Below are 12,293 nucleotides of genomic sequence, written 5' to 3' on the forward strand. Positions count from 1 at the left end.
CGGGCGGGGTTGTGTCGGGTGAGTGTCGACGAGACGGTGGGCGTCCCGCAGCCGGGCAGACCCTCCAAGCGCGACGAGCGCGAGAGCGCCGAGGCGACCACCTCCGACACCAAGGACTCCGTGGTGGTCACCGGTCGTGAGGACACCGACCGCGACGACACCGGGCGCGCGGGTGTGGAACCGATCCTCGACGACCTGGCCGCCGCCGCCGAGATGGAAGCCGATCCCGAGAGCCGTCGCGATCTGACGATGGTCCGGCGCATCGCGATCGGCGCCTGGATCGTGCTGATGGCGGTGCACGTCGCCCTCTACGGTCTGGCCTTCGACCGCACGCGCCTGATCATCCTGATGTGTCTGGGACTCGCGGCTGCCTGTATCGGCCGGCGCAAGTTCATCACGATCCTCATCGACTGGGCGCCGTTCGCGCTGATCCTGATCCTCTACGACTGGACCCGGGACGTCGCGCGCATCGTCGACATGCCCACCCACTGGCATCTGGCGATCGATTTCGATGCTTGGCTGACCGGCGGGGTCAATCCCACGGCATGGCTGCAGGAGCACCTCAAGCAGGCGAGTCCGCCCTGGTGGGAGGTCATCGTCAGCATCGTCTACATGTCGTACTTCATCATCCCGTACGCGGTCGCGGCCGTGTTGTGGCTGAAGGACCGCGCCGCCTGGCGACGCTACGCGGCGTGTTTCGTGGCGACGACCTTCCTCGCCCTGGTCGGTTACACCCTCGTCCCGGGCGCCCCGCCGTGGGCCGCCGCGCGATGCACCGCGGCCGAGGTCCAGGACTTCCCGCGTGACCCGATCTGCATGTACTCGCCCGAGGCCGAGGAGCCCGGCGGTCTGCTCGGGACGCTGGACAACGAGTATCCGGACGCCAACCCCTACGTCGAACGGATCTCGGCTCGCGGCTGGGGGTACCTCAACATCCATGCGGCGTCGAACCTCGTCGAGGTCGGGCAGGGCAAGTCCAACCTGGTGGCCGCGATCCCGTCGCTGCACGCGGGTCTGACGATGCTCCTCGCGCTCTTCATGTGGCCGCGGGTGAAGGCGCTCGGCAAGACACTGTTCATGGGCTACGCCCTCGCGATGGCGTTCGCCCTGGTGTACACCGCCGAGCACTACATCTTCGACATCGTGCTCGGGTGGCTGCTGGCCGCCGCGGTGGTCGCGACCTACCAGATCATCGATCGCAAGATCTTGATCCCACGACAACGACGCCGAGCCGCCGAGGATGCAGCGTCGGAGTCGGGAGACGATCGGCGTCCCGATGACGCCAGGGCGTCGACGACGGCATCCTGACCTCGTAACCTGGCACCGTGAGCCGCCGCCGCAGAACCGGTCGTGGCGCCGTCGTACGGCGCCGCGCACTCGTTCTCGTGCTCGCTCTCGCCGTGATGCTGATGCACACGGTGGTGTCGGGTCATGGCGGGCCTTCCGGTGGCGGCGCCGGGAGCGGAGCGAGCGGGCCGGAATTACACGGCGAGAGCGGGATGTCCCACCATGCGGAGCATTCGGCGCTCACGGCATCGTCGACGATGACGTCAGCCCCGAAGATGACCGGAACCGACGACTGCGGTGAGCACTCGCACGACTGCGTGTTCATCCGTGCGGCGGGCGTCGATCTTCCGGCCGTGGTTCTCGTTCTCCTGCTCTGGTCGCTTGCGGCGTTTCCGCGGATCGTCGACACCGCTCGCCGTCGGACGACGATCCTGGGTCGTCCGCCGCCGTGGGCCATGTACTCCCATCTGCAACTACAGGTGATCCGCTGCTGAGCTGACCTCCGCGGACCGCTCGGTCCGTCGTGTCGTCATCTCTCCTCCCTCTCGGCCGGCGTCGCGCCCGCCGGGAACTCCGACAGCAGCAAGGAATGCACTCATGTACGTACACAACACATCTCGGCGCCGTATCCGGACGGCGGCAGGGATCGGCCTGGCCGCGGCGGCACTCATCGCAGTCGCCGGTTGCTCGCCCGACGAAACAGCGAGCGACGCCACCTCCGCCAACACCTCGGCATCGGTGGCGACGCAAGCTCCGGCGTCGGCCACTCACAACGAGGCCGACGTCGAGTTCACCTCGACGATGATCGGACACCATGACCAGGCCGTGGAGATGGCCGAACTCGTCGAGGGCCGGACGGACAATGCGGAACTGATCGCCCTCGCGTCGACGATCGAGAAGGCCCAGGACGCCGAGATCGAGCAGATGGAGAACCGTCTGCAGAGCTGGGGCGTCAGTACCGACGGCCTCGACGACGGCCACGAGAACATGGGCCACGGTGGTCACTCCGCGATGCCGGGCATGCTCAGCCCGGACCAGATGGCCGCCTTGCGGGACGCACGCGGTCCCGAGTTCGACCGGCTCTGGCTCGAGGGCATGATCCGGCACCACGAGGGCGCCATCGCGATGGCCGATGCTGTACTCGCCGACGGCGTCGACTCCGCGACGAAAACCCTTGCCCTAGAGGTCAAGCGGACCCAGCAGGCCGAGATCGACCAGATGAAGGGCATGCTCGGCCAGAGCTGAGCACCAACAGACGCGCCGGGGCGGTTGGGTCCGGAAACGGACGTCAACCGCCCCGACGTGTCGGCGGGTCACCTACCGACAGGCGCAGGACGAGTTTCGTAGCGATTTTGAGTTAGGACCGTAACTGTCCTAACTCGACGACACACTCGGATCATGAGTGAAACCGAATCGACAGCAGGACAGCCCGATCAGACCAATATCACCGACTACGACGATCCGAACGCGCCGTGGAACCAGGCGTGGGATCAAGAGGGTGGCATCGCCAACTGGAACGATGATGTGATCAAGGAGTTTCGGGAGAACGCGGGCAAGGTGGGCGGCGCTTACGGTGGCGCGGACCTCATCCTGCTCACCACCACCGGGGCCAAGAGCGGGAAGCCGCACACGGTTCCACTGGGGCCCTGTTACCGCGACGACATCATGTACGTGAGCTCGTTCATCGACGACAAGTACCCGGCATGGTGGTACAACATCAAGGCGAATCCACAGGTCAGGATCGAGTTCCGAAACAAGACGCACGAGGGGACCGGCAAGGTGCTCGAAGGCGAGGACTACGACGAGTTCGCAGCCTGGGTGCTGGCCAACAACCCACTGCTGGCGGACTTCCAGTCCAAGGTCGATCGCCCCATCCCGCTGGTCGTGCTCACCATCGCCGCCAGTTGATCATCGGCAGCCTCGGGGCAACCGCCCCGATGGCAGTGGTCGAGATCAGCCGCGCCGCAGCGGCAGACGCATGAGGTACACCTGATAGCCGATGGAGACCGAGTAGGTGAAGTAGAGGGTGCTGCCCTTCGACCACGGGTGGATGTACGGCGCGTAACCCGTGTACGGGTCCACCGAGGGTGCGACGATCTCACCGGAAGTCCATGGGCCCCAAGGGTTGTCGGCGGTGCGCAGCGTCACGCCGACGTCCTGGCTCGCCAGCGAGATGTACTTGCCCAGATAGTCGTTCCACTGGACCGACATCTCGCCCGTCGGGGCGCCCATCACCGGGGTGGCTGCGTCGGGGTTGTTCGGAACCCAACGGCCGTACGAGAAGTACTGCCACTTGCCGAGATTCTCGATGTCCTTCTCGTCGACGCGCGCGAGGTAGACACCGCCCCAGCGGCCGTCGGGTGTGCCGTAGTAGTAGACGGTCTTGCCGACCTTCAGGAAGGCGCCCATCTGGAACTTCTTGTTGCCGCCGCCATTGGGGCGGAACGCACCGACCGAGCGCCAGTTCTCGCCGTTGTCGGTGGAGGAGACGAGGCCCGCCCAGTTGGTGGTCCAGATGCCGGGCGAATCCCACCGTTTGACCGACATCACGGTCATGTACTGCTTGCCGTTGGCAGCCACGCCGGCGGTCGGGATGATCGTGATCTCGCGGCGGACGTTCGGCTTGAGCAGGCGCTTGGCATGACCCGGCCTGCCGGCGTGCGAGGTGAACGTCATGCCGTCGGCCAGGTGGCGGTCCGTGCTGCGCAGCAGGACGTTGGACCGCCAGTAGTAGAGCTCGCCGTACAGGAGGGACCACCCGTTGAACGACTGGGTGTCACCGAACGCCGTGAGGATCTCACCTCGGCCGTTGTCCCACATGACACCGAGATCGGTACCGACGATGTTGAACCGTCCGATGGTGTCGTTCATCGCGAACGGCCCCGTCAACCGGTTGACGATGGTCGCCGGACCGTTGGCGTAGCGGGCGGCGTGGGCGGGGGAGGCGGCCAGGGTCGTCGTCAGGGCCAGGGCGAGCAAGGTGACGACAAGACCCAGGAAAAGCCGTGCGAGGCGCCGTGTCATGGCCGTGACCTTATCAAGACCTGAGAGATATGTGTGAGGTCTGCTACGGTGCCCGACCACCGCGAACAGTTGTGTCGAACTCAGGCTTCGCGATAGCGCTCCGAGGGGTCCACGGTGGTGAAGTCGATCTGCGCGGCGGCATTGTTCACCGCGGTCACGAGTGCGGTCCCGAACATGCCGTCGGCGTCGTAGAGTCCGGCGTTGCTGACCGAGACGCCGTCGTCCTCGATGTGGACGTCGGCCTCGACCCCGACCCGCTCACCCGACGGCAGACGGCTCAGGGCGACGGTCAGATCGCAGTTGATGAATCCGATGCCGGTGGTGCCCCAGTTCGACACCAGGCTCGCGGATTCGGCGCTGACGACCGCCCGCTGGAACGGGGTGAGCTTCTCGCCCGCCACGATGGGTGCGGCCCGCGACCACATCCGTTTGCGGTGCCCGTTCTGGTGATTGCCCATGTCGCGCTCCCATTCACCGACGGCGTCGTCCGCGGCATCGGAGGCGAACCGGGGGGACAGGTCGTCGTCGGAGGCGATCTCGGGTGGGTGGAAGGTGACCGCGTCCGCGGGGCGATGCCACCGCTGCCCGGGCGGGTTGGTCGAGCTGCGCAGGAACACCGTCGTGCCGCGCGCGACGAGCACCTCATCCGCACCTCCGGGGTGTTGGAGCACGTCGACGTCGACGACCCGGATTCGTCCGCCCGATCGGACGATTCGGACCCGGGTGGAGGTGACGATGTCGCGCGCGGCCTTGAAGAGGTCGATGGTGCACCGGGCGGGAACGAAGTCATCGTCACCGAACTCGGTCTCGACCGCCCGCGCGGCGAGGCCGCACACCGCCGGACCGTTCAGGGTGCCGGGCGCCCACAGGCTGGCGGCGAAGGGTGTCGGCCGGTATCGGAGACCGGCGTCGGGCCGGCCGGTGTCGGAGATCGGCTCGAAGAACGCGATGTTGGTCATCGTTACTTGTTACCCCGCTGTTCATCTGCGTCGGCGATGCGGTCGGGTTTGTGCCGCTCCTGAGCGAATAGCGCGCCGGATCCTGCTGTGCCGGATAACCTCCCACCATGACTTTCGCCACGGTGTACACCAAACACTTCCCCGACGAACTGGTCGGTGCCGTGCGCACGGCACTCATCATCACGTCGATCGTCGGCATCGTGATCGGGGTCATCGCGATCCTGTGGCCCGGACCGACCATCGTCGTGCTCGCGATCCTGTTCGCCATCTCGCTGATCATCGCCGGCATCTTCCGCATCTACCAGGCCTTCGCGGCGTCGTTCCTCAGTACCGGGGTCCGGGTGATGCTCGGCGTCGTCGGCGCGATCGTGCTGCTGGCCGGGGTGATCGCACTGTTCAGCCCGGGCGACGCGGTCTGGCTGCTCGCGGTGTTCATCGGCATCGGCTGGATCTTCCAGGGCGTCGCCGACCTGTACGCGGCGATCACCAAGTCCGGTCACGCCCCCATCTGGTTCTCGATCGTCTCGGGCATCATCGCGATCATCGCGGGGATCGTGATGATGGTGTTGCCCGCGTTCTCGCTCGAGGTGCTGGCCTGGGTCGGCGGCATCATGCTTGTCGCGCTGTCGATCGCCACGCTGCTCACGCTGCCCAAGAAGGTCGAGCAGCCGGCCACCGGGCAGCCCGCGGTCTGAGCCGGAACCAAGAGAAAACCCGTTGTGCTCGGAGTGAGCCCTTTTGCTGCTCCCTGAGGAGCGAGCTTGCGAGCGTCACATCTTTGCTCCCTGAGGAGCGAGCTTGCGAGCGTCACGAAGGGTCCTGGTGAGGTGTGTCGCCAACCCTTCGTGGCTCGTCGCTTTCGCTCCTCGCACCTCAGGGAGCAGGGGATGTGACCTGCGGTTATGCAGTCCCTTCGGATCAGTGCGGCCAGGGAGCGATGGGGTTCCCCTGCCAGCGGGTGTGGGCCGGGACCACGTCGCCGCGCATGACCAGCGATGCCGGCCCGACGGTCGCCGAGTCGCCGAGTCCGGACGCCGGTAGGGCGACGCAGTGCGGGCCGAGGGTCGCGCCCGCCCCGAGCGTGACACGGTCGATGGCCATGACCCGATCGTGGAACAGGTGGGTCTGCACGACGCAGCCGCGCTGCACGGTCGCGCCGTCGCCGAGGGTGACGAGGTCGGCCTCGGGCAGCCAGTAGGTCTCGCACCAGACGCCGCGGCCGATCTTGGCGCCGAGCATCCGCAGCCACAGGTTGAGGATCGGCGTGCCGGTCGCGGCGTTGGCGAACCACGGAGCCGCCACTGTCTCGACGAAGGCGTCGGACAGCTCGTTCCGCCACACGAACGAACTCCACAGCGGATGTTCGCTCACCGTGATGCGGCCGACGACCAGCCATTTCGCCGCCGCCGCGGTGACGCAGGCGATCGCGCCGACGACCAGCAGTAGCAGACCGCTCACCGCTGCCGCGAGCCCGTAGTGCTCATGGACGGCCACGTACTGCAGCGCGAGCAACAGTCCGACGCCGAGCCCGAACGACACCATGACCGGCACCAGGCGCAATGTCTCGATCAGCGAGCGGGCGACCTTGAGCGTCGCCGGCGGGTCGAAGGTGCGTGAGGTGTCGATCTCGGCGGCGGTGCGGCGCAGGCGGACCGGTGGGCTGCCCAGCCAACTCGAGCCCGACTTGGCCCGGTCGGGCGTCGCCGACAGCACGGCCACCAGACCGTTCTTGGGGACCTTGCGCCCGGGGCCGGTCATGCCGGAGTTGCCGAGGAAGGAGCGCTTGCCGATCTTCGCCTCGTCGATGTGCAGCCAGCCGCCACCGAGTTCGTACGACGCGACCATCGTGTCGTCGGCGAGGAAGGCGCCGTCGCCGATGGTGGTGAACCGGGGGAGCACGAGCGCGGTCGAGATCTCGGTTCCCTCACCGACCTTCGCGCCGAGGATGCGGAACCACGTCGGGGTCAGCAGGCTGGCATACAGCGGGAACAGATAGGTGCGGGCCGCGTCGAGTAGGCGTTCAGTGATCCAGACCTGCCAGCCGACGCGGGACCGGACCGGGTGATACCCGGTGTGGAGCCCGATCGAGGCGAGCCGGACCAGGACCGCGGTGATCGCCGCGAACACGAACAAGCTCGTGACGGTGGCCACGGGCAACAGGATCAGCGCCCGGATCCCGACATCGCGCAACCGGTCCGCGGTCAGCGCCCAGGCGCCGATGACGGCCAGGCCCGAGGCCAGCGAGAGCAGGGGGATCGCGGCGAGCCCCAACGACGACAGTCCGTAGATGGGTACCCACCACGTCGCCCGCGGGGGCCGGTGGTCGGGCCAGGGATGCTCGGCCTTGCCGATCTTCACCGCGGGCGACCCGGCCCAGTGCTGCCGGGCCTTGACCCGGCCGAACACCGCCGAACCCGGGGCGACGACCGCGTCACGTCCGACGACCGCACCGGGGGTGAGCGTCGACCGGGCACCGATCGACGCGCCGCGTTTGATGGCGATCTCGCCGATGTGGACGTCGTCGCCGTCGATCCACCATCCGGAGATGTCGACCTCGGGTTCGACGGACGCGCCGTCCCCGACCGTGAGCAGTCCGGTCACCGGGGGGATGGTGTGCAGGTCGACGCCGCGCCCGATCGACGCCCCGAGAGCCCGCGCGAGGTAGATCATCCACGGCGCACCGGACAGGTTGGCGGCACCGCTGGCGTCGAGGAGTCGCTCGGCCACCCAGAGCCGGACGTGGACGCTCCCGCCCCGCGGATGAACGCCCGGAGCGACCCCGGCGAGGAGCACCCGCGCACCGAGCGCCGCGATGCACATGCGACCGGGCGGGGTGATGAAGATCAGGAACGCCGCGAGCAGGACCCACCAGTTGATCTCGACCAGCCACTCGACCGTGCGATCCATCCGGTCGGCGACGAGCAGCGCCACGTTGTTCGCCACACCGAGCCATGTGGCCCACTGCAATCCGGTGAGCGTCGTCAGCGGGATGGTCAGCAGGAGCTGCGCCAGCCCGGCCGAGCGCGGTGTCGGTTCGACGATGCGTTCATCGATGCTCGACGTCGGGCGGCGGGCGTCGAGCATCTCGGCCATGGACCCGAGGCGCGGACGGTCGTAGAGATCGGCCACCGAGATGTCGGGGTAGCGTTCCCGCACCGCGGTGACGAGCTGGGCCGCGGCCAGTGATCCACCGCCCTCGGCGAAGAAGTCGACGTCCGGGCTGGAGACGGTCATGCCGAGGACGTCGGTCCACAGCTGCGCCAGCCACAGTTCGGTCTCGCTGAGTTCAACGTCGTCATCGACTGGTCTGTCGCTGCCCGGCAAGGGCCAGGGCAGCGCATCACGATCAACCTTCCCCGAAGTGCGCGTGGGCAATTCGTCGACGAGGGCAAGGGTGGGGACCATCGCGGCGGGCAGCTGTCGCCGCAGCTCGGCGTGCGCCTCCGCGACGTCGAAGCCGGGATCGGCCGACACGAGATAGCCGACGAGCAGACTGTTGCCGGCCGCGGACTTGCGGACCGCGGCCGCGGCTCCGCTCACGCCGGGCAGGTTCTGCAGAGCGTTGTCGATCTCGCCGAGTTCGATGCGCCGTCCGCCGACCTTCACCTGGTCGTCGGCGCGGCCCATGAACAACAGGCCGGCGGTGTCCAGGCGCACGAGATCACCACTGCGATAGGCGCGTTCCCAGCCGAGCGTGGGCATCGGTGCGTACTTCTCCGCGTCCTTCGCGGGATCGAGGTAGCGCGCCAGGCCGACGCCGCCGATAACCAGTTCGCCGACCTCGCCTTCGGCCACCGGTTGGCCCTGGGCATCGACGACCGCGAGATCCCAACCGCGCAGCGGCAATCCGATACGGACCGGGCCGTCGCCGCCCAGCGGGGCGGCGCACGCCACGACCGTCGCCTCGGTGGGGCCGTAGGTGTTCCACACCTCGCGACCTGTGACGGCGAGCCGGTCGGCGAGCTCGGGCGGGCAGGCCTCGCCGCCGAAGATCAACAGCCGCACGGCTTCCAGCGCCTCCGGCGGCCACAGGGATGCCAGCGTGGGAACCGTCGACACGATCGTGATGTCGCGCGCCACCAACCACGGACCGAGGTCCATGCCGCTGCGGACCAGCGAGCGCGGTGCGGGCACCAGGCACGCGCCGTTGCGCCACGCCAGCCACATCTCCTCGCACGAGGCGTCGAACGCGACCGACAGTCCGGCCAGGACACGGTCGTGCGGGCCGATCGGGGCGTCCGGCAGGAACATGGCCGCCTCGGCGTCGACGAACGCCGCCGCGTTGCGGTGGGTGACTGCGACGCCCTTCGGCTTGCCGGTGGAACCGGAGGTGAAGATGATCCACGCGTCGTCGTCGGGTGTGGGGCGGGCGGGGGGTTCCGCGGGCGTCGACGCCGATTTCGTCGAACGGGGTCCGTCGGCGTCGACGATGGCGTCGACCTCGGCCTCGCCGAAGACGAGCTCGGCGCGTTCGTCCGGGTCGTCGGCGTCGACCGGCACGTACGCGGCGCCGGCATAGAGGGTCGCCAGGATCGCGACGTACAGGTCCCGCGACCCCGACGGCATCCGGATGCCGACCCGGCTTCCCCGCCCGACGCCGACCTCGCCGAGACGTGCGACCGTGCGGCGGACCACGGCCAGCAACTGGCCGTAGGTGAGGGTCATCTCGCCGTCGTCGATGGCCGCGGCATCCGGGTGTGCACGCGCGGTGGCGGTGAGCACGTCGCAGAGGGTGCGCGGCGGGTCTGCCTGTGCAGACAGGAGGAATTGAGGTGGAATGGGCACCTAGACGGCACCTGCCGGGCGCATCCGCGATCTGGTCACGAGTCCGAGAATATAGCCGACGAAGGTGACCGAACGCCCTCGACACCGTGAACGGCGACCCCGACGAACGGACTGAAACGGACGCTCGCGGGGTGTACGTTCGGGCACAGGAGGAATCTGATGCCCATCGTTCATCACCGTCGGCCGAGCCTGCGGTCGTTCCCCATCTGGTTCGGTGCGCGTGCGCTCCTGAAACCGACCCTGGCGCTGTGGCCGGTCAACAAGCAGGGGCTGGCGGGGCTGTTCCTCATCGACCGCATCTTTGCCGTTGGACCCAAACCCCGCGGAGTGGTCCGTGAGCAGCTGGTCCTCGCCGGGCGGCCCGCCGAGCTGATCATGCCGGTCGGACCGTCACGCCGGGACGGCGACACCGCCATGCTCTACCTGCACGGCGGCGCCTTCGTGGTGTGCGGACTCGGTACGCACCGGTCGATCGCCGCGCGGATGGCGCGGGCGTGTGAGGTGCCGGTGTTCGCACTCGAGTACCGGCAGCTGCCGAAGGCGGGGGTGGGCACGTCGGTCGTCGACGCGGTCGACGCCTACGCGGAGCTGATCAACGAGCGTGGCTTCCGACGGGTGATCGTCGCCGGTGACTCGGCCGGCGGTTTCCTGGCCGCGAAGGTGGTCGAGGCCGCCACGGCCCGCGGCCTGCCCACACCCACGGCGCTGATCGGGTTCTCGCCGCTCCTCGACATGGACCTGGGGGTCCACCCGGACCGTTCGAGTCGATCCGACGCCTATCTGCCCAAGTCGAAGATGGCCCGGCTGGCGCCCCAATTCGACCAGGGGCCCGTCCAGCTGACCGGTGTGCGCCGCATCGCCGACGCCGATCTCACCTCGTTCCCGCCGACCGTGCTGGTCGCGGCCGAAGGTGAGATGCTCGAGCCCGACGTCATCGACCTCGTCGAGTCGCTCGACGCTGCGGGCGTCACGGCCGTGGCGCACCTCTACGCATGGCAGGTGCACGCCTTCCCGGTGTTGAGCGCCCGCCACCCGGAGACCCTGGACGCGGTCGAGGTGACCGCGGCCTTCGCCGCCGAAGCGATCCGAGAGGGCAAGAGCACTGACGAGCGAACGGGCAAACGGGCCGGCTGACGGGGTGAGTGCCCCGAACCCGGCGACTCCGGATGCGGTGAACCCGGGGCAGTCGTACGCCGACGAGCTGGAGACCAGACCGCCAGGCGCAGTGGACGCCCGATTCACCCTCGCCGCCGAACGAACGCTGCTCGCCTGGGTCCGGACCGCACTCGGCTTCATGGCGGCCGGTATCGCGGTGGTCTACCTCGCTCCCGACGAGACGACGCCGATGGTCGACATCACGCTCGGCGTCGTGATGGTCGGACTCGGTGCCTCGCTGGCGGTTCTCGGGGCCTGGCGGTGGCGACGGACCACGCGAGCGCTGACCTCCGGTGGCGAGATGCCGGGGCCGACGCAGGTCATGCTTGTGGTCGCTGCGATAGTGGTGGTGGCCGTCCTCGTCGCGGTTGCCATGGTGATCCAGTCCTGACCTGCGCTCCACAACGGCACGCTGCCCATGTCGGCGGCCGCGACCATCAGCTGTCCACCACTGCAGGAGATCATCGTGACCACCGGCCCCGACTTCTCGCGGAGCGCGCAGACGTTCTCGATGACGCTGACCATCGTCGGCGCGACCATCCTCATCTTCTGCATCGGCTGGCTGACGGTCGGCTGGTGGCAGGACGGCCGGTGGTTCTGGGTGGCCGTCGGGATCGCCGTGGTGATCGTGAACGTCGTGTTGATCGCCATGCAGCTCCGGCGCCGCCTCGGTGAGCGGGTCAAGGACGCCGACGATCGCCCCCGGCGCCGCGGCCTGATCGACAACTTCGACGACCTCGACGACTGAGCTCACCCCTGCTCCCTGATCCGAGAGAACGACATATCCATTGCTCCCTGAGGTGCGAGGAGCGCTAGCGACGAGCCACGAAGGGCCTGGTGAGACACCTTGCGAGACCCTTCGTGACGGCCTCCGCAGGCTCCGGCCTCCTCAGGGAGCGGTGGTTGGGCTCGCTTCGTTCGCACCTCAGGGAGCAGGAAACCGGGCCGCGTCTGCCACCGCTCCCTGAGCCTGGATATTTCACTGATGTTGCTGGTGTTCGGCGTGTGATACGCGAAAGTGCCTGTCTGCCTTGTGATTATTGATTCACCACAAACAAATAGTCACAAGAAGAAAGGCACCTC

The 12,293-nt window shown here is 68.1% G+C and carries 11 protein-coding genes; 8 read left to right on the forward strand and 3 right to left on the reverse strand.

Annotation, left to right across the window (positions count from 1 at the left end):
- The first annotated feature begins 18 nt into the window (after nucleotides 1–18).
- The 4 genes from ACFUEJ_RS18565 (at nucleotide 19) to ACFUEJ_RS18580 (ending at nucleotide 3,195) form a co-directional block, all read left to right on the forward strand.
- On the forward strand, nucleotides 19–1,308 hold the full coding sequence (locus tag ACFUEJ_RS18565; protein ID WP_388031050.1) for a phosphatase PAP2 family protein: 1,290 nt from the start codon (nucleotides 19–21) through the stop codon (nucleotides 1,306–1,308).
- Nucleotides 1,309–1,325: 17 nt separating this feature from the next.
- Nucleotides 1,326–1,781 carry a hypothetical protein gene (locus ACFUEJ_RS18570; RefSeq protein WP_058252209.1) on the forward strand — a complete coding sequence of 152 codons (456 nt, stop codon included), beginning with the start codon at nucleotides 1,326–1,328 and terminating at the stop codon, nucleotides 1,779–1,781.
- 103 nt (nucleotides 1,782–1,884) lie between these two features.
- Entirely contained in the window at nucleotides 1,885–2,532 is a 648-nt protein-coding gene (locus ACFUEJ_RS18575; RefSeq protein WP_078113237.1) for a DUF305 domain-containing protein, read from the forward strand.
- 153 nt (nucleotides 2,533–2,685) lie between these two features.
- Nucleotides 2,686–3,195: a nitroreductase family deazaflavin-dependent oxidoreductase gene (locus ACFUEJ_RS18580; protein WP_078113236.1), complete on the forward strand. Its 510-nt coding sequence runs from the start codon at nucleotides 2,686–2,688 to the stop codon at nucleotides 3,193–3,195.
- 45 nt (nucleotides 3,196–3,240) lie between these two features.
- Here the strand turns inward: ACFUEJ_RS18580 and ACFUEJ_RS18585 are convergent, their stop codons facing one another.
- Together ACFUEJ_RS18585 and ACFUEJ_RS18590 are read right to left on the reverse strand one after the other, a co-directional pair.
- Nucleotides 3,241–4,311 (reverse strand): DUF4185 domain-containing protein, encoded by a 1,071-nt coding sequence (locus ACFUEJ_RS18585; protein WP_058252206.1) that lies wholly within the window; start codon nucleotides 4,309–4,311, stop codon nucleotides 3,241–3,243.
- 80 nt (nucleotides 4,312–4,391) lie between these two features.
- Nucleotides 4,392–5,270, reverse strand: coding sequence for an acyl-CoA thioesterase domain-containing protein (locus tag ACFUEJ_RS18590; protein ID WP_388031054.1), 879 nt, complete (start codon nucleotides 5,268–5,270; stop codon nucleotides 4,392–4,394).
- A gap of 107 nt (nucleotides 5,271–5,377) precedes the next feature.
- Here ACFUEJ_RS18590 and ACFUEJ_RS18595 point away from each other — a divergent pair, with 107 nt between their 5' ends.
- Nucleotides 5,378–5,965, forward strand: coding sequence for an HdeD family acid-resistance protein (locus ACFUEJ_RS18595; protein ID WP_388031056.1), 588 nt, complete (start codon nucleotides 5,378–5,380; stop codon nucleotides 5,963–5,965).
- Between the two features lie 223 nt (nucleotides 5,966–6,188).
- Here the strand turns inward: ACFUEJ_RS18595 and ACFUEJ_RS18600 are convergent, their stop codons facing one another.
- Nucleotides 6,189–10,055 carry a Pls/PosA family non-ribosomal peptide synthetase gene (locus tag ACFUEJ_RS18600; RefSeq protein ID WP_388031058.1) on the reverse strand — a complete coding sequence of 1,289 codons (3,867 nt, stop codon included), beginning with the start codon at nucleotides 10,053–10,055 and terminating at the stop codon, nucleotides 6,189–6,191.
- Nucleotides 10,056–10,214: 159 nt separating this feature from the next.
- On the opposite strand from ACFUEJ_RS18600, the gene ACFUEJ_RS18605 reads away from it, so the two are divergent.
- From ACFUEJ_RS18605 to ACFUEJ_RS18615, 3 genes are all read left to right on the forward strand, one after another.
- Nucleotides 10,215–11,189: an alpha/beta hydrolase gene (locus ACFUEJ_RS18605; protein WP_058252202.1), complete on the forward strand. Its 975-nt coding sequence runs from the start codon at nucleotides 10,215–10,217 to the stop codon at nucleotides 11,187–11,189.
- 4 nt (nucleotides 11,190–11,193) lie between these two features.
- Nucleotides 11,194–11,601 carry a YidH family protein gene (locus ACFUEJ_RS18610; RefSeq protein ID WP_068972081.1) on the forward strand — a complete coding sequence of 136 codons (408 nt, stop codon included), beginning with the start codon at nucleotides 11,194–11,196 and terminating at the stop codon, nucleotides 11,599–11,601.
- 75 nt (nucleotides 11,602–11,676) lie between these two features.
- Entirely contained in the window at nucleotides 11,677–11,958 is a 282-nt protein-coding gene (locus tag ACFUEJ_RS18615; protein ID WP_068972085.1) for a hypothetical protein, read from the forward strand.
- Nucleotides 11,959–12,293: the final 335 nt, after the last annotated feature.

Origin of the sequence: Gordonia sp. NPDC057258 (assembly GCF_042668985.1) — a bacterium.
GTDB classification, from domain to species: domain Bacteria; phylum Actinomycetota; class Actinomycetes; order Mycobacteriales; family Mycobacteriaceae; genus Gordonia; species Gordonia hongkongensis.

Coding starts and splice junctions, on each gene's coding strand:
- ACFUEJ_RS18605 (WP_058252202.1), top strand. CDS start 10,215: ATGCCCATCGTTCATCACCGTCGGCCGAGCCTGCGGTCGTTCCCCATC.
- ACFUEJ_RS18575 (WP_078113237.1), top strand. CDS start 1,885: ATGTACGTACACAACACATCTCGGCGCCGTATCCGGACGGCGGCAGGG.
- ACFUEJ_RS18595 (WP_388031056.1), top strand. CDS start 5,378: ATGACTTTCGCCACGGTGTACACCAAACACTTCCCCGACGAACTGGTC.
- ACFUEJ_RS18590 (WP_388031054.1), bottom strand. CDS start 5,270: ATGACCAACATCGCGTTCTTCGAGCCGATCTCCGACACCGGCCGGCCC.
- ACFUEJ_RS18585 (WP_058252206.1), bottom strand. CDS start 4,311: ATGACACGGCGCCTCGCACGGCTTTTCCTGGGTCTTGTCGTCACCTTG.
- ACFUEJ_RS18580 (WP_078113236.1), top strand. CDS start 2,686: ATGAGTGAAACCGAATCGACAGCAGGACAGCCCGATCAGACCAATATC.